We start from the raw sequence: 17,954 nt of genomic DNA on the forward strand, positions 1-17,954 counted from the left end.
GTAATCATCTGCCATGTTGCCAGCAATACCCATTGCTTTTTGCTTTTCTTCTGCAGGGAGTTCCTTTTTTGGTCATGGCTGCACAATAGTTTGTTTGCCAAAGCGCACCCATATTGTTTATGCCTCCAGGACTTGTGTTTGTGGCCTGCGTTAAGGAATCCATTTTTTTTTCGAGATGGGTGATGCGGTCATTCAGTTGTTTCAGCTCGTGAGCATTTGTATTTATATTATGACAGGAATACAAAAGAGAAACAAGAATCACCAGGAGTATATTGGAACGTCTGGCAGTTGCTCTTCAGTGGTTGATAGTTCGCTAACTTCTATTTCATTTCCGAGTGGCGGACGCACCAAATCCGGACTGTAATTAGAATTTACTAATTGGACTAAAACCCTGGGCGGATGGGGTGAAATGATCCTCGAAAATATCCTGGAACGCTCGGGCCTCGTAAAGGACCGGGAATACTTTATGGAGCATCAGTTGCATGATGAATGGGGAAATCCTATGCGCTCCGAAGGAGAAGATAAAAAGATGCGTCCGGATGCTGTGATCAAGTACCCCGATAACCGGCATGTGATCATCGATTCAAAAATTTCACTCAACGCTTTCACAAGAAGCATTGATGCGGCAGACGACGCGGAAAGAAACAAGGGGCTGAATGAGCATGTTACCTGTATCAAGAAACATATCCAGTCGCTCAGTGTAAAGGGATATGATGATTACAGTAAGAGTCTTGATTTTGTGATGATGTTCATTCCCAGCGAGCCTGCTTATATCGCGGCACTCCAGGCTGACCCGGAGCTCTGGAATTATGCTTATGATAAAAGGATCCTGTTACTGAGCCCTACCAATCTGATCACTTCCCTGAAACTGATCGTTGATCTATGGAAGCGGGAGTACCAGAATCAGAATGCAAACGAGATTGCAGAACGTGGGGCCAAATTGTATGATAAGTTCGTAGGATTTGTAGCGAACCTGGAAGATGTAGGCGATTATCTTACAAAAGCCCAAAACAAATACGGGGAGGCTTACAAAAAATTGACAACAGGAAATGACAACCTGGTTACACAGGCAACGAAATTGAAAAACCTGGGGTTAAAGACAAAGAATAGTTTGCCGGAAAAGTTGCTGACGATGAGCGAGGAGTAGATTTTCTCAAATAAATACGGGACAATTGTGATACAGATTATTCAAATCGAAGTTTGTCTACTAATCTATGAAAATAATGAGGACTCCAAATGTCAAGTACCGAATCATCCGGTATAAACCTTCTGATGTCTTCTTTTATTGCTTCCATAGAGACGGCGTCAATTCTATCATTAATAAGCTGGTCAACCTGACTCTTAGTAATTGTAGCTTCTTTCCAGTCGCCACTATCCTGTGCACGAAGCAAAAAGTGTTGAAGATTAAGTGGTATACCTTTTTTTACATACCATTCGAAGTCATACCAATCTCTTCCTTTTACCCGATTGCCCCATTTACGGAAAAGAAGGGCATGTAGTTTGCCTGCAAAAAGATTCGGTAGTGTAAAGCATTTTACATAAAAAGAAAATGGACGCAGCAGTAGTTTCTCTTCTGTTTCAAATCCAGATGGAGGTTCGCGGTCCACTTCCAGTTTGATTTTAATATTTACAGCCGTTCCAATGCCTGCTTGTGGAATAATACTATCGAGTATCAACTCCTTCCATACCGTTTCTGATTTTAGAAAAGCGGAATCAATATTTGTTTGATTCGTTTTCTTCTTTTCTTTTATACTTACTTTCATACCGATGGCGCCAAATTCAGTAATGATACTCTCAAAATGTGGCTCAAAGGAAAAGTCAGGGTCTGCATGCAGTAATGAAAAATCGAGGTCTTCTGAGAACCTATCCAGTCCATGAAATATTCTCAATGCAGTTCCTCCGTAGAAAGCTGCCTTTTCAAAAAAGCCTGATCGTTGCAGGCCCGCCAATGCAACTTCCTGCATGATTTCACGCAATGCAGCTTTCGCCTGATCTGTATTTTGTGGCTTGTATTCCCCGATCCATTCTTTGATCATAAGTTGCTGATTGTTTTTACCAATATTTCAAGACTCTTCTTTTTGGGTGCATTGCTGATCCAGGAGCTAATTTCTTTTAGGTTGAGCGATAATAGCAGGTCTTCATCAATTCGCAGATCATCAATCAGAAAATTAGTTGCCTGTATGGTGCTTCTTAGAGAAATGCCTGGCGTCATAATAATCTTATCGCAAAGTGCTTTTTCGGGACTGGCTATTAAGACAACTTGCTTTGGACTTAGTGATACACTTTTTATTCCGAAGGAAAAGTAAGGGAGAGGTGCATTGAAGTAGCGAAACCTTCCTATTGTAGTTCGATAGATTTTACTTGCTTTGATTGTTACAGAATTTGTCTCAAACACTCTTTCAGGTATAAATCCCCAATATGAGAGGGCGGATTCCAAAGAAACATAACTTGGTCCCCAGAGATGATTAGCAATAAGAAAAGGTTCTGGTTGTTGAACTTTTGTTTGAGGGCCTGCAACATACAGCCCATTCTTCACAGTAATTAATTCACCTTTCTTCACAAGCTCATGAATTTTATCATTAGGACGCTTATATCCCTTTAGCAAATCGAGAATGATTTGCCTGTTCAGCGGTTCTTCAGCGTAATCTTGAATGGCATCCCTAAAATCCATCTTGTATGATTTCGGTACAAAAATCGGAAATTATCCGATTTTAGGCTGTGAAATTTACAAGAACTTGTAATATATTCCAATAAAAATCGGAAATTATCCGATTTAGCTGCCCTTTTTTGGCAGGTGTTTAGCTAATCTTACCTAATTGTGGGCATGGACAATCTCTATATTTTGAGGTATTATTATTTCCAGGTCAAATTTTTTGAGAGTACTCCTATCGAAGAAAGTTGGTTTGCCTGTCTCAAACATAAGGAAGGGTGTTGGATTCACATGCTCTCACTTTATACCGTGAACGATGGCCTTCTTATGTTATCAACCCGTAAATAAATTCAATGGAGAAGAAGTGAATACGCCAATCAATCGAATCAAAAAACATAAAAACCCTCCACCCCATTTTTTGGCAAACGTCAAAAAGAAAACCAAAATCCGAACTACAAAATCCTCCCTCCCTTTTCATCCCCTCCTTCTACAACTCTTTACCAGCCTTGCTTACAAGAAGATGTAAAAAACCAAGCAAAACAAATATGAATATATGGTAATACGAAAACGGCGGCTTTTCAATCTTTCTTTGCCCTCGAACCAATAGAATGAAAAACCACTTTTTCTTATCTAAACTATGTGTGCATGTTGAAGATTATTAGCTTGTCGGTTGCATTACTGGCATGGCCTGTAATAACAAATTTGAAAGAGCTCAAAACAGACCATCTTACCACCGACGTTAACTTTCAATATAAACCGACGTTAACCCTCGCAAAGAAAACGCCAACAGAACAACCGCCCATGGCTGATACCAACGCTTTGAAACAAAGCGGCTGGTTTTCCGAAGCGATCCGCATCCTCAAGCAACAGGAATATGAATTCAGGGAAACTCCTGAAAAAGAGGAATACACAACCTCCAATCGCAGGAACAATCTCTTCTTCACCTATTCAGAAAATGGATTCAAAGTTTCACCGCGTGAAAAAAATCCCGCCTGGCGTATAGCATTCAATCTCGATAAAAAACAAATAGGAAAAGGGGAATGGGAGATTGCTGGTAAACAGGCAACCTATCAAACAGAAAATATCGATGTGCAATACATCAATAATGAAGCTGGCATGCGCCAGAACTTCATCGTGAAAAAGCCAACGTCTCCGGGGGAAGATGAAAAGATCATTCTGCAAATCAAAACAGGTCTGACAATAAAACTGCAAACCGATCGCCTGCAATTCTCTTCAAACGGAGGTCTCGTGATGCAATATGATCAGCTGAAAGTGTGGGATGCAAACGGACAGCCTCTTGCAGCAAGCTTTGAAAAAAGCAATAAAGACTTTTGTATTCATGTACAGAGCAGCGATGCTGTGTATCCAATTATCATCGATCCTGTAAGTTCAACACCGGCTTCAATTTTGGAAGAAAACCAGGCCGGTGCTCAATTCGGAGTGGCTGTTGCCAGTGCAGGAGATGTGAATGGCGACGGCTACAGCGATGTGATCATCGGAGCAAAAAATTACGACAGAGGTCAGGTTAATGAAGGGGCTGTTTTTGCTTATTATGGTTCCGCTGCTGGTTTGAGCACTACTGCTTCTTATACTGTTGATCAGCATCATCCGGAAGGCGCTTTCGGCTCTTCTGTATCTACCGCCGGTGATGTGAATGGCGACGGGTATAGTGATGTGATTGTGGGTGCACCCAAATTTAAGATCCGTTTCGACGAGCAGGGAGTTGCTTTTTTATATCTTGGTTCACCCACTGGTCTTAACACTAATTTTAGTACATATATAGAGGGTAGCGATTATTATTCAAATTTAGGCACCTCCGTTTCCTGTGCAGGTGATGTAAACGGAGATGGTTATAGCGATGTGATTGTTGGTGTACGTGCACATTATTATCCGGTTATGAACAGAGGCGCAGCGATAGTCAGGTATGGATCACCAACAGGCTTAGCCGGGATCACGGTATTGACTGATTATATCGAAGGAGTTTCCCCTATGGTTAATAGTGAATTCGGATCATCAGTAGCAGGTGCGGGTGATGTGAATGGAGATGGATACAGTGATGTAATTGTTGGTGCTTTCAAAGGAGGCTCCTCCATTTCAACCAGTGGAGATGGAAGAGCTTACGTGTTTCATGGCTCTCCGACGGGAGTCAACAGGAACTGGTCATTTGTTGAAATAGGAAGCTATAGTACCGCACAGCGATTAGGAACTTCAGTAGCTTGTGCAGGCGACGTGAATGGTGATGGTTATAGCGATGTGATCATTGGCATTCCTTTTTACAATAATGGACTTGTAGTGGGTGCAGTGATGGTAAGGTATGGTTCCTCTGCTGGTATCAGTAGTGGTAATTTGATTATGGGAGTTCAGGCATCACAGCTCTTCGGAAATTCGCTTGCCGGTGCAGGCGATGTTAATGGCGATGGATTCAGCGACATCATTGTAGGTTCTCCTTTTTATGATAATGGTGAATTGAATGAAGGCAGGGCTGACATCTTCTATGGCTCTCCTGCCGGAATTAATGATACCAGGCATCCTGTAGGTGAAGGCAATCAGGCTTCCGCGGCCTATGGAGGCGCAGTTGCCAGTGCCGGTGATGTGAATGGCGATGGCTTTAGTGATGTAATTGTTGGTGCTTATAATTTTGATAACCCCGACGTGGATGAAGGCATCGTTTATGTATATCATGGATCGGCATCAGGTATTTCAGCCGGGCCCTCCAGCCTTAGAGAAAGTAATTCGGCCGATGCCAGAATGGGAGCTTCCATCGCCTATGCGGGCGATGTAAATGGCGATGGATACAGCGATGTTGTGGTGGGTGCTCCTAATTATAGCAACGGTGAATCTTTTGAAGGAGCCATCTATGTATATCATGGTTCTGCAACAGGTATTCCCTCCACTCCTTCTGCTTTTATCGAAATGAACAGAGGATTTACCACGCTTGGCTTTTCAGTGGCTGGTGCCGGTGATGTAAATGGTGATGGATATGCCGATATAATTGCCGGAGCGCCCAATTATTCAAACGGAGAAAATACGGAAGGAGCATGCTGGGTTTTCCTGGGCTCTCCTACCGGGATCAATACTACGCCGGCTTTTACTTTTGAAAGTAATCAGGTGGATGCTCAACTGGGAGTTTCAGTGGCCGGTGCAGGAGATGTAAATGGTGATGGTTATGGCGATGTGATAGTTGGAGCAAATAAATTCAGTCATGGTCAGGCAACTGAAGGCGTTGTTTTTGTTTTTCATGGTTCATCAACTGGTATCAATCCTGCAGTAGCTGCCATACTGGAAAGGGACCAGACAGGTTCCAGGTTTGGCGGAGCAGTATCAGGTGCCGGTGATGTAAATGGCGATGGATACAGTGATGTGATCGTAGGAGCAAATGTATTCAGTAACGGACAAGCAAATGAAGGTGCTGCGTTTGTGTATTATGGATCTGCCAGTGGATTGAATACAGCAACTTCAGTATTGCTGGAAGGCAATCTGGCTGCGGCTCGATTTGGCTTTTCCGTATGTGGCGCCGGCGATGTGAATGGCGATGGATTCTCCGATGTATTTGTGGGCGCTATCGATTTTTCAAATGGACACACACAAGAAGGTGCTGTATATGTTTTTCATGGTTCATCATCGGGCATCAACACTACAGCGGCTATCAGGATTGAACGCAATATGAACCTGGCCCAGTTTGGTTATTCTGTTGGCGCCAATGATGTGAATGGCGATGGTTACAATGATCTGCTGGCAGGGGCTATCGGCTATTCAAATATTGAAGCGACCGAAGGGGCGATATATGTTTATCATGGTTCGCCTGCTGGCATCTCCAATACAATGGCTGATAGAAGAGAAAGCAATGTAGCCAATGCCGCGATGGGATTTGCCATTTCTGGCGCAGGCGACCTGAATGGTGATGGCTATGGTGATATTGTTGCAGGTGCTCCGGTATATGCAAATGGACAAAGCTCCGAAGGTGCGTTCTATGTATTCAGTGGCAATAACCCTGGTTCAGGTCTAAATAAAATGCTTTCCCTGTTTAATTCCGATCTCACTACACGGATCGATAAAAGTAATTTTGGATCGGGGGATTTTGGTGTGAAAATTTGGGGCAGATCGTTTTTGGGACGGTCAAAAGGAAAGCTTGTCTGGGAAACAAGGAGCAATGGACAGGCTTACAGTGGAGCGCAGATAACCAATAGTACACAGTTCACAGCAACGCAGGCTGCTTACTCCGATCTGGGAGTACATGGCCTTGAGTTCAGTGTGCTGGTTAATAAACTTAGTGCTGGTCCTTATACCCAGGTTAGAGCGAGAGTGAAGTATGATCCCGTTACTGCTCTTACCGGCCAGATGTATGGCCCCTGGCTTTATGTACCTGATCTGGTAGCAGGGAAGTCGATGGGTGCATTGCCGGTTGATCTGGTCTCTTTCAAAGCAGAATGGATCAGGAAAGGACAAACTGCGCAAGTGAAATTCATTACAGATAACGAATCCGGGATCTGTTGTTATAAAATAGAAAAAAGTATTGATGGTGTTCAGTTTGCTGCTATCGGTAAACTGCCTGCAAAAAATTCTGGAACAAGAATTCAATACAATTTTGTTGATAATAATGCTACTGCTCAAAAGCAATTTTATCGGTTAAAGATCATCTCCCAGGATGGAACGGTTGAATATAGCAATCTTCAATGGCTGCAATCGAATCAGGTGATTGAAGTGACAGTATTCCCCAATCCAACTGCCGGAAAACTCCAGCTCCGGCTGAACAGCGCTTATACATCGCTGCGAGGGCAGATCATGAATGCATCAGGACAAATCGTAAAACAATTAAATAGATTATCGGCCGCCAGTCAAACTATCGACATACCGGTGAACGATCTGAGTTCGGGTACATATTTCCTGTTACTTCAAAGTGGCGAAGGGCAACAGGTGTTGCAATTTGTAAAACAATAAACAGATTGCTGATTAAAAGGGCATGCCATCCCGTTTCAACGGGGTGGCTTTTTCTTTTTTGCGTACTAAGCTGAATGGTTATTGAGCGGGCAGGCTCTGTTTCTTTTTTGATTGCCGGCTTCTGATGCGGCTAAGTGTTTCGATTGAAATACCCAGGTAGGAGGCGATATAGGAGAGCGAGATCCGGTTTACCAGGTGGCTATGGTTTTGCATGAAATAATTGTATCTGTCGGTTGCGTTGCTCAGCCGGCAGATGAAAGCCCGGTCTTCAGCAAAAGTGTAATAGAATTCATTGATCTTTCTTCCCACAATATTGAACTCGACAAATTGTTCATAGGCGTTTTCGAGGTCTGAGTGAAGCAATGCCAGCAGGTGACAGTCTTCCAGCGCTTCAATATTTTCAGCGGTGGGTTGTTGTAAGAGGAAGCCGCGGATGGAAGACACAAGCTGATTTTCTGAAGTGATCCAGGTAGTGATATTTTTTTTGTTATCGATGATGTAGCCGCGGAGGATCCCTTTGATCACAAAATATACATACGGACAGATCTCGCCGGACTTATGCAATAACTCATGCTTTTTTAACTTCACTTCAAAAGCCTTCTTTTTGAGATAGTCGCTACAGGATTTATTAACAGGATGGAAAACGGAGAGGTAGTTGATGGCGATATCTACTGTGAGCGGATCGGCTTTCTTGTTTTTTACAGCAGGCTTGGGAACTGAGACCATTGGGAAAAGTTGATTATTTGGAAGGCTTTGAGGATAATGGCGAAAGTTACGGATTATAGCTATTTGCCGGAACGAGTGAAATCGATTCTTTAGATCGAATTCCGATAATCAGATAATTCTTGTGGGGTAATAGTGGAGGGCGTGTTCAGTGTACTCATTGCTTCAAAATTTTATCGGTTATTAGAAAGATCTTGCGCAGCATGTTTTTTCAGAGTTCTTAATTGTTGGTAATAGGTATTGTACCTGCTTCCTGAATATGGAATGCATCCTGGAGACTTATACAACAAGGTATTAGCGAAGTATATCCGGAGTAATTCCCTGATACACTCGGGAACCACGTGCCTAAAAGGTGGACTTGATCCGGAAATGAGCTGCATTTATGATCCAGAATACAAATGAGAATATAGAAAGATGATTTTACGGGTTGGCATGCGCATACCAGATCACTTACAGGCAATTTTACATTCGATGTTGCATAAAAAAGAGGAAAACTTGTCTGACAACAGCAGAAAATTGTAGACCAAGACAATACATTTCCGCGGAGCGATTGCTCCGGAGGTTGTTATCGTAATACATCCATCAAAAAATATTGAATTGATCTGCAGATCGGAACTATTCCCGTAGCTCGTTCCATCCCGATCGATCATTAAAAAGATGGTGAGATAATACAATCGGTAGTATTTCTTTTTCAATCTGCCACCGCTGTGATCCAGGCGATTTCCAGGACTTCCCCGATTTGAATCTTTTTGCTTTTTTCCGTTGTGTGTTGCTGATGGTTTCTTTTGCCGGGATCTGGATAGCAATCAGGTCTGTGGCGAGGTAGCGTTTATCTAACAATGGTAGATTATCCTGGAAGGCGTTGACTTGCAGGGCGAGGATCAGTGTGCCTTGTTTGGGAGCGATGGCATTGAACTGTAGTCCTTCAAAGGACTGCTTCAGATCCAGGAACCGCGACTGGCTAACGGTGCTGATCACCCGACCGGTGTTGAAATTGATACTTGCCGCGATGAGCTTCACTTCAAGATGCGTGACCTTGCGCGGAAGCGCGGGCAAGACCTGCGCAGGGATCTGCAGGAGGTTATTGTGATCTATCGTGAATTGGGGAAAGAAGGTTTCGATACCGGTTTGCTGGTTGAAGCGATATCCTTTCAAGCCTTCTAGTCCGGACTGGATCAGTGTTTTGTTGAGCCGGTTGACCCATCCCCCATCTTTTCTTCCGTTAAGGTGTGGCGCAAATGCCTGCCTGATGAGTTTACCCTTTCGGCTGGCGATACCGAATTGCTGTGCCGCCTGTCGGGTGGCTTTTGTTTGATGCACTTTCGCTGGTCTGCTGCGCAGACAATGCACCCCATTGCGATAGTAGCCAATCAGATCACCGATCCTGCCGGTGAACCGGATCTGTCCAGTCTGGATTGCCATATTGCAAAAATTTGATATAAAATTATGGAATAATAAGGAGGATTGTTTTGGAGAGAATTGTTAAATGAAGGGAAGATCAGTGGCTGCGGTTTTTGATAACTGCGCTTAGGCATGGCTGCGATGCTGCTGCAAATGGAAAGGAGCAATTTTCGATCGAAAAATCTTTTCTGCGATGGTTTGCAGTTTGAGCACTTCATTCATCAGGTAGTTGATATCGGTGGCAGTAATGTCAAAATCCGATTTGTACCGGAAGCGTGTGTAGGTGGTTTTAAGGAGCTGGAACCTGGCTCTTTCTGCTGCTGTTGTTCTGATAAAGACCTGGTTCATATCGGGCAGGTAGAAACGGAGAAACGACAACGTTTTATCAAGATTGTGACTGCTGTACCGAAACCCGGTGACGGCCTGCGACAGCATACTCAGGAACTGCTCGGCGGCCTGGTGCAGACAAAAAGCGGTCATACCGAGCTCTCCGTATTGTTGTTGACTCTTCGCGATCCTCAGGAAGCTCAGGGCGTTCTTGTACCAGCAGGCAATTTCCCTGTGTTGGTTGGCGGGTTCAGGAATGATGAGATTGTTGGAGCTGATGGTGCTAACGATGTTTCGATCTTCAAAGATCCAATGATTGGCTTGCAGTACAGCCATGGCAAAGGGATTGCCTTTACTAAGTAGGATCTTGAACTCTTCCGGCGTCAGGAGCAGAGCGGCGATGGGTATTTTGTGTTTACATCTTTGCTCGATCATGTCCAGTAGCTCATGCCTGGACTCTCTGGTGGATCTTGCCAGTATGAGCAGGTTGAGTTTTGTAGGCGCGAGGATCTCTGGCGGTTGGGGGTGAAAGAAATTCCAGGTAGCTTGTTCCTGGCTGGTGAATGCCAATAGCGCGATCTTTTCTGTGGGAACAGTTCTTACAATGATGGCGATTACTTCCTGAAGAAGCGGATGAGGTTTCATGCGATCAATTTTAAATGCTTGAATGAATAGGAGGATAAGCAGGCAGGCGCTCCTGATCAGTGTTTGCGGGCATAGGATGCTCCTATCGATTTACATCGATACCTGTGAGTATGCGAGCTTACAAAAGTGGAAAATGATACAGGAGCGGTGGCAATTACGATGATAGCCTGGCCTGCGGATAAGAACTGGGCTTAATTGGTCGCGATTTCCGGATTGTCCGGTTTTGTGATGAGGACATGTGCGACTTCGATCAAGTTGGAAATTCTGCGCAGGAAATCGACGAGCAGCCATTTGTCTTCTTTGTCCAGGTCTCCGTAGGATTCAGTGATGGTGGTGTTTTGGAGGTTGTCCATGTCTGAGCGGATTTTCTCGATAGAGTCTCCGTTGAAGAATTGGTGGATGGATGCGATAGGGTTGGATAGCGACTGAGTTGACTGGGATGTGTTTGGCATAGCGAAAAGATTAATGGTGAAAAAATGAAAGGATGTATAAAGAAGTCAGAGGAAGGCAGATTCTTGGGGAAATAATTATAGGGTTGGAACCTACCTGTCCTTCCTGAACGGGCCGTGACAAGACCCCCGCTTTCGCGGTCAGAGAGTAAAGACATAAGTAGGCCCAACCCTATAATGTAATATATGGATTGGGCGCTTTACTTATACCCGCTCTCTGAGAAATTTGTCACGTTTCGTTCAGCGAGACTCGTAAATGCGCTAATACAATTAAATTCTGAACGAATATAAGAAGAATAATTGAGTGTTATGCGAACGCAGAACAAAAAATTATGAAATCCTTGTTCTTTCGGAGATGGAGGAAAAAGAAAAAGATCTTATTAAGCTAAAAGCTGCCCTAGTTTTTAAGAAAATTATTGATAATAATAAGGGGATTGCCGAAAAGCTTAAAGAACAGAACGCCATCAACCCTGATTTGATAACGAGCTATCGGAAATGGGAAACCGCATCAGGTGTTCCTATTGCCTCTATTTCCGAAATAATGACTGGAGAGAGAAATGCATCACTTACCACGCTTGTTACTCTCATTAACTCGCTCGGCATAAATACTCAGACATTTGGCCAGGCATTTGACAATATAACTGAATCTGAGTTGCGAGATTTTAAGAAGGAATTAAATAGGAAGATATCGGATAAGGGGAAAACTAAAAAATAATCAGTTTTAGGAACAATTAATAGGAAGATTTTGGTGTGGCTTATCAATAATCCTCAGATAAATTAGAAAGCGACTATCATGAAAATTGCACAAGTCGGAACTCAGTTTTCACAAGTTACTCAAATAGATTTTTTTTCAAGCAGTACTTTCTTGGAGTATGATTCATTAGTTATTAGTTTAAATAAGATTGCTAGCGCTTCAAGAAATGTAAGACGTGATTGGTTTGATAATAGAAAGAAGCATCTAGTTGAATTTATGGCTTTTAAAAAAGTGCCTATAGTTTATTTAGCTCCGAGTAAGGATAGAGTTGAAATCACAGAAAATAACACATTCGTAATCAAATATCATAGTGAAATCTTACCAGTCCCAAAATTTGAAACTGAAGCAGAAGCAGGAAAAACGATTTCGGTAATACCAAAAACTCCATTTACTGAGTTCCTAGAAAAATACAAAACTTGGTTTGGTTATGACCGATTTTATAAACATGTAGTTGGTACTCCAATAGCAGTTACACCATATACAAATAAAATTTTGGCTTTTTATACAGATGAAGCAGTTTTCTTACCTCAGATAGTATCAAAGGATGATCGATTAGAGAAAGATTTCCTATCTGAACTCTTTGAGTGTATTATAAAAGTAAGGTTTGATTCAAAAAACTTTAAACTTCCTGAGTGGACTGAAACATATTTTTTTCCAGGTGAGTATGAAGCCAAGAATAAGATAGAGCAACTCAATTCGCAAATTGAAATCCTACAAAATGAATTAGCAAAATCAGAAGTAGATATCCAAGCAATAAGGGAGAAAAAAAAGTTAATAACTGCTTCAGGAAATGAGCTCGAAAAGAAAGTTGAGGAAATTTTCAAGGAACTTGGTTTTGAAATTCTTCAGGCAGAAAGAAATCGAGATGATTTAATAGTCAGATATGGAACTGATATAGCTGTTGTTGAAATAAAGGGATTAACAAATTCGGCTGGTGAAAAAAATGCAGCTCAATTGGAGAAGTGGAGAGCTACATATTTGGAAAATAAAGGGGTTGATCCTAAAGGCATATTACTAGTAAATACTTATAGAGACGTTCCATTGATTGAACGAAATCAGCCTGATTTTCCAGATCAAATGCTCCGATATGCTATAGGTCGTGAACATTGCTTAATTACTACAACCCAGCTTTTGGCATTATACTTTGAAACCCTTCGAAATCCAGCATCCAAAGAACAGATTGTAAAGTCATTGTTTGACACTGTAGGTCGATATTCTAATGATTATAAATGGCAGAATTATATTAATGTTCTTGGCAGCTAACCTAATACTGGAAATAGATTACTTCAAAAGAGATTAGCTGTAATTGTTCCCCTTAAATCTAGCAAGTATGATTTCGATCACTTGTGCGTGATTCAGGTTAGGGTTGTCTGGTATATCTTTAAAATATTTCTGAATAATTTCCAATAAGAAAGGGAGGTGCTTGATATTAAAGTCTTTTTCAATTGTGTTATTAAGTAAGGCATATTGTTCATCGTCGACAAGCGCATATTTAGATAAAACAACCATCATAAACTTTTTAAAGGTAAGTACATTTAAGTCTTCTTGCATTAAACTATGAACATCCAAACGCTCGATCATATTTGTATATTCTTGGTGGCTTTTCTTAATGTGACTCAATTCGCTATCTACAACCTCTAACAAAGCAGAAAGGCGATGTAGAGGCCTTTTAATACCGGGCGGCACGTTTAGACTGCTTTTGTAGTTTAGTGAATGAGAACATTCAGCCCAAATATGTTCAGAAAGGGTTCTTATCTGTATTTCTGTTGAGAGGCTCCCAAAGCGAGACAAATGAGAAACAGCCTTCCACGCCTCGGGAGGTCTGACAACAAAATGAAGAGAAGAATAACCAAATTGATCGCTTCCAAAACGGGCATTGGTGTTGTACGATTTGTGATCTGGAAAAAGTTCTTCTACTAATCGAACTATGTCAGGTATCTCACTTTTGTATAATGTCACAAATCTGATACCAGCAAGGTCTTGCATCTCTGTTATACTGGTTTTTGGGGTAAACTTCCCATCTTTTACTTTGTCAAGTGTCGATACTAGTGACTTCACTCTTCCGTCAACTGGAAATGCAAGTTTAATATTACGATGTTTTACAGCATGTCGCATTTGATTGATAACTTCCTTAACAAAATCATTCAATAATTCACTAATGCTTGCATGTTCAACCTGAATTTCTTCAACAGTCATAAATCGTAGTTTATTCTTCTGTTATGGAAGCGGATGGCGCGTTTGATTTCAAAGAATGGAAACAGTCCTCATTCCCCGGAGTCTTTTTATACAATTTGAGAGGCTTTGTGAATAGTTCCAGTTCAAAAAATTCCCATTTCCGATACAATGTTATTCAAAGCTCAAAATACCGTTTTTGTGATCTTATCTACACCACTGATCATGTCCACAATGTCTGTTTCCGTCGGTTCTGTTTTTTTATTATGATCGCACAAATTTCGGATATCCGCTAAATGCTGAATAAATCGCCATTGCGGAATATCAATTATATCATTTTGCTTAATCAATTCATTAAAATCATTAATTGTAGGTTTTTTTTTGCTCAGAGTTAGGCTGTGATTTTCACAAACTTGCCCCAAATGCTTTTCAAGAACAACCCCAGCAAGAGCGCCTGCCGCTCTATAAAATTTATTATTTGATAATTCTTTAGCTGCCCCTAATTCGGAATCAAATAAGTCAGCCTGTACAAGTTGTTTTATATCAAATAAAGAACTTTCAAATCTTTTTTGAGTAGCCTTAAGTATATTCAATTGCTGGGTAAATCTGGGAATTGCAGCTTCAGGACCTACAACTCTTTCTTTCTCCCATCCTTTTGTAACGCTTAACCCTTGCAAACAGTCTTCGATAACATAATTCTCAAAGTCTATGCTTTTTCTAGCGGTTTTTGGCTTTTCGTATTGTTTGACAAAATCAGAAACGCGATCCGGTAAAAGTAACTTAATCAAAGACCTTGATTCAGAGTACCACGTTTGATATTTAGCATTAAAAGACGGCAACATTTTCATAAATCTCTTAAACTCTTCTTCTCCATACGCTTTTTTGACCTGTTTTTCAAATTCTTCAGGATAACACTCGTACTGGAGTGCATTGGAAAGCATATCCCCTAAGTCAATTAGCTTTTTAATATCAGCCTTATACTTTTCTAAGTTTGAGATTTTTGACATTTGCTAAATACATAAGATTGAAAATTAAAAATATTTTTTCATTTGTGAGGGCTCATATATCCACAATGCGGGGTAATTAAAATGATAAAGCTCCCACTTGGAAGCTTTATATTAAATGCCGTTGAGGCTTGTTATGGGTTGTCTTCTTAATGTAGCTATAATAATGATTATGGTTTGCATGAGTTTTTCTCATATTACCCTCCTTTTCAGTTTTTTGTATCTGCTCGATATGAGAAGAGTGACTAGAAAGTAAAGATATTATCTCATCATGCGAGTGTTTCGCATACATTCCTATCAGAAAAAACATATAGTAATACTACAAAGAGCTTTTTCACCTTTAACCAGCCTTCGGACCACCGAGGTGCTATTAAATAAGAAGACTTGAAAAGGTACGAAATTTTGAAACGGAATTAAATACAGGCTTGTGAAGGAGTAACGATATTTTATGTAACAATTCTATTGCAGTAGTCCAGCTGTCGGTTCCTATATTTTTCCCCCACGCACACAGCACAAAAAAAGTTTTGGTTGTGCGTAAATGAAAAAGCAGTTACAACATATCGTTATAACTGCTTAATTTTCCGCTCCCCTAAATAGACAGTTTTTGAACCAAGTGATCCATGGATTGGAGGCTTTTGCTGGTGTGCCGGAATGACGCAGTGACGTCCGTTTCCAAGCGGATCACAAATAACACAACAAGTAAACTTGTCGTTGGGTTCTTAGAAGGCAGGCATTACAAAATTGACAAATATCATTTTTATTTTATTTGAAAGATGTGTACTTTGCGACAGTCAATCTCCATAATCGGCCCATCTGATTGACTTACACCCAACCTACTTCACTATCAGAGTCAAGCAGCTAGTAATAGTCTGAAATTTATTGCTATTGGAAATCTGATTTGCCATAGCAACTGTTGGCTTTATTGACAAATCTTTAATTAATGCAGTAGGTAATGAAACTAATCAAGTTTGGTGTAAATAATTTTCGCGCAATTTCAGGTGGATTAGAAAACAATCAAATAAATTTTCGTGGTTCCAATACAATCTTCATTTTCGGCCAGAATAATGTAGGTAAATCCACATTTCTGGCAGCATATGATTTCTTTTTTAATGACAAAGTTCCTTCGCTAAATGATTTTCATAAAAGAGATGAGAATGGAGTCTTAGAATTTGAAATTGAATTAGGTGTAGATGAAGTCGATCTGCTGTATATTGAGCAAAAGCAGTCCAAAAAATTAGATTCATTCCGGGAGTATCTTAATTATGATTCTACAATAAGAATAAAAAGGACTTATTCACTATCTATTATTAAGGATAAACCCTCAATTAGCAAGGCTACCGACCAAACATTTAACCCTGCAGGCGGGAAGTGGGATAATAGTGCATTCGGGAGTATAGGCCTTATTCAGGTTTTTCAAACTCTGATGCCAACACCTATACTTATTAAGGCTATGCCAACTGAGCAAGAAGTTGAAAATGTTGTTAACGAAATTTTGGCGAGTAAGGCTAAATCTAAGCTTAATGAGAAGGAGTTTGCCGAATTGAATGAGGCTCAGAAAAGAGTGCGTGAGTTACAGGCAAAGATGTATAACCCTGTATCAATAGATCGCTATAAAGAGGAGGTTAATAAACATTTCCAGCTGCTTTTTCCGGATACATTGATTGAAATTGCTGATTCTGATAAGGTCAAATGGACTGAGGATAAATTCGGAAAAAAATTCAACGTAGAGTTTAAAAAACAAAATTCAGACGGGTCACTTGATGAGTCTACTCCAAGCTCATACAATACAATAGGTCATGGGGCAGTGAGAAGCGCTATTTTTTCGCTTTTATTAATGCGAGATATAGCTGAAGAGTTACCTAGGCATGCTGACAGAAAAGAATATTTAATATTGTTTGAGGAGCCTGAATTATTTCTCTATCCCAAAATCTTGAAAAGCTTGAGAGAATTGGTATACGCAGTTAGTGATTTAGATTATCCTTACCAAGTGCTGTGCGCCTCACATTCTCCTCAAATGATAGATATTTCTAAACGGAATTCAACTTTGATTCGAATGGTCAAGGTAGAATCAGGGACGAAGTTGTATCAAATTAGCGACGGAGATTTACAAGAAGCCAATGGGGCTAGAAGTTTTGAAGATTTAAAGCAGGCAATGTATGAGGTTCTTCGGTTTAATCCCCATATCTGTGAATCTTTCTATGCAGATGAAGTGCTACTTGTTGAAGGGCCAACTGAAGAAATTTTGATTAGGGGAATCTTGCAACGTCTTCCTCCCTCAAAAGATCTTTTTATTGTGAATTGTGGTACAGTGAACAACATTCCCTTCTATCAAAAAGTATATAGAAAGTTTGCAATTAAGAGTCACATTATCTGCGATACTGATAGCCAAGAAATTCGATCGCTGGATAATTTCACTAATCCAGTTTTCGATAAAGGAATTCAAAGCTCTATTTACAATGAGCATTGGGAGAATTGTAATTATGATCCAAAGATAGGTGGCCTACTTCGTGTTCATGATACCACCTTCGAGGTTGCGCACTCAAAGGAGGAAATACATTCAGAGTTACGTTATCCCAATAATCTTCTTGAAAGCCATGGAAAACCTTACAATGCGAACCGTTACTGGCTCGATATATTATCGCCAAATTTCGATAGTGAACATATAAATTCTGTCCCCATTATTGCTTATTTAAAAGAAATCTTGTCGTATAAATGGAATTCCGTTTGATAGTCAGTTAATTATAGAAGAATTGTGTGTATTGAGGAGGGGCTTAAATTTGGCTTTATTCTCCATTTCTAAATCCACCATCCTTTGTCTTTAATCAAGTTTTTTAAGAACCGTGAAAAGCCCCTTTGTTTAATTTGTTTTTTTTGAGAAGTTTGATCTCTTG

The 17,954-nt window shown here is 40.8% G+C and carries 14 protein-coding genes; 5 read left to right on the forward strand and 9 right to left on the reverse strand.

Features of this window, described 5'->3' with window-relative positions; all coding sequences use genetic code 11:
- Positions 1-4: 4 nt before the first annotated feature.
- Positions 5-163, reverse strand: a complete 159-nt coding sequence (locus FSB84_RS31645; RefSeq protein WP_394367092.1) for a DUF5763 domain-containing protein — start codon at positions 161-163, stop codon at positions 5-7.
- 228 nt (positions 164-391) lie between these two features.
- On the opposite strand from FSB84_RS31645, the gene FSB84_RS07495 reads away from it, so the two are divergent.
- Positions 392-1,147 (forward strand): DNA recombination protein RmuC, encoded by a 756-nt coding sequence (locus FSB84_RS07495; protein WP_225980090.1) that lies wholly within the window; start codon positions 392-394, stop codon positions 1,145-1,147.
- A gap of 37 nt (positions 1,148-1,184) precedes the next feature.
- Here FSB84_RS07495 and FSB84_RS07500 read toward each other — a convergent pair whose 3' ends face one another.
- Positions 1,185-2,036 carry a nucleotidyl transferase AbiEii/AbiGii toxin family protein gene (locus tag FSB84_RS07500; RefSeq protein ID WP_130542144.1) on the reverse strand — a complete coding sequence of 284 codons (852 nt, stop codon included), beginning with the start codon at positions 2,034-2,036 and terminating at the stop codon, positions 1,185-1,187.
- Positions 2,033-2,671: a type IV toxin-antitoxin system AbiEi family antitoxin domain-containing protein gene (locus tag FSB84_RS07505; protein ID WP_130542143.1), complete on the reverse strand. Its 639-nt coding sequence runs from the start codon at positions 2,669-2,671 to the stop codon at positions 2,033-2,035. Before FSB84_RS07505 ends, FSB84_RS07500 begins: the two co-directional genes overlap by 4 nt.
- 624 nt (positions 2,672-3,295) lie before the next feature.
- Here FSB84_RS07505 and FSB84_RS07510 point away from each other — a divergent pair.
- Positions 3,296-7,588 carry an FG-GAP-like repeat-containing protein gene (locus FSB84_RS07510; protein ID WP_130542142.1) on the forward strand — a complete coding sequence of 1,431 codons (4,293 nt, stop codon included), beginning with the start codon at positions 3,296-3,298 and terminating at the stop codon, positions 7,586-7,588.
- Positions 7,589-7,666: 78 nt separating this feature from the next.
- On the opposite strand, the gene FSB84_RS07515 is transcribed toward FSB84_RS07510, so the two are convergent.
- From FSB84_RS07515 to FSB84_RS07530, 4 genes are all read right to left on the reverse strand, one after another.
- The gene (locus FSB84_RS07515) at positions 7,667-8,314 is read right to left on the reverse strand and encodes a Crp/Fnr family transcriptional regulator (protein ID WP_130542141.1); all 648 of its coding nucleotides are present in this window, start codon (positions 8,312-8,314) and stop codon (positions 7,667-7,669) included.
- 612 nt (positions 8,315-8,926) lie between these two features.
- Positions 8,927-9,733 (reverse strand): hypothetical protein, encoded by an 807-nt coding sequence (locus FSB84_RS07520; RefSeq protein WP_130542140.1) that lies wholly within the window; start codon positions 9,731-9,733, stop codon positions 8,927-8,929.
- 105 nt (positions 9,734-9,838) lie between these two features.
- The gene (locus tag FSB84_RS07525) at positions 9,839-10,684 is read right to left on the reverse strand and encodes a HEPN domain-containing protein (RefSeq protein WP_130542139.1); all 846 of its coding nucleotides are present in this window, start codon (positions 10,682-10,684) and stop codon (positions 9,839-9,841) included.
- A gap of 191 nt (positions 10,685-10,875) precedes the next feature.
- Positions 10,876-11,136, reverse strand: coding sequence for a hypothetical protein (locus tag FSB84_RS07530; protein WP_130542138.1), 261 nt, complete (start codon positions 11,134-11,136; stop codon positions 10,876-10,878).
- Positions 11,137-11,488: 352 nt separating this feature from the next.
- Here FSB84_RS07530 and FSB84_RS07535 point away from each other — a divergent pair, with 352 nt between their 5' ends.
- Together FSB84_RS07535 and FSB84_RS07540 are read left to right on the forward strand one after the other, a co-directional pair.
- Positions 11,489-11,848, forward strand: a complete 360-nt coding sequence (locus FSB84_RS07535; RefSeq protein ID WP_130542137.1) for a hypothetical protein — start codon at positions 11,489-11,491, stop codon at positions 11,846-11,848.
- A 78-nt stretch (positions 11,849-11,926) separates the two neighbouring features.
- A complete protein-coding gene (locus FSB84_RS07540; RefSeq protein ID WP_130542136.1) occupies positions 11,927-13,150 on the forward strand; it encodes a hypothetical protein in 1,224 nt (407 codons plus the stop codon).
- Between the two features lie 33 nt (positions 13,151-13,183).
- Here FSB84_RS07540 and FSB84_RS07545 read toward each other — a convergent pair whose 3' ends face one another.
- Together FSB84_RS07545 and FSB84_RS07550 are read right to left on the reverse strand one after the other, a co-directional pair.
- Entirely contained in the window at positions 13,184-14,083 is a 900-nt protein-coding gene (locus FSB84_RS07545; RefSeq protein WP_130542135.1) for a GTP pyrophosphokinase, read from the reverse strand.
- 161 nt (positions 14,084-14,244) lie between these two features.
- Positions 14,245-15,066 carry a hypothetical protein gene (locus tag FSB84_RS07550; RefSeq protein WP_165434915.1) on the reverse strand — a complete coding sequence of 274 codons (822 nt, stop codon included), beginning with the start codon at positions 15,064-15,066 and terminating at the stop codon, positions 14,245-14,247.
- 949 nt (positions 15,067-16,015) lie between these two features.
- Between FSB84_RS07550 and FSB84_RS07555 the strand changes: the two genes are divergently transcribed.
- Entirely contained in the window at positions 16,016-17,791 is a 1,776-nt protein-coding gene (locus FSB84_RS07555) for an ATP-dependent nuclease (protein ID WP_130542134.1), read from the forward strand.
- Positions 17,792-17,954 lie beyond the last annotated feature (163 nt).

This window comes from Pseudobacter ginsenosidimutans, from assembly GCF_007970185.1.
Taxonomy (GTDB): Bacteria; Bacteroidota; Bacteroidia; order Chitinophagales; family Chitinophagaceae; genus Pseudobacter; species Pseudobacter ginsenosidimutans.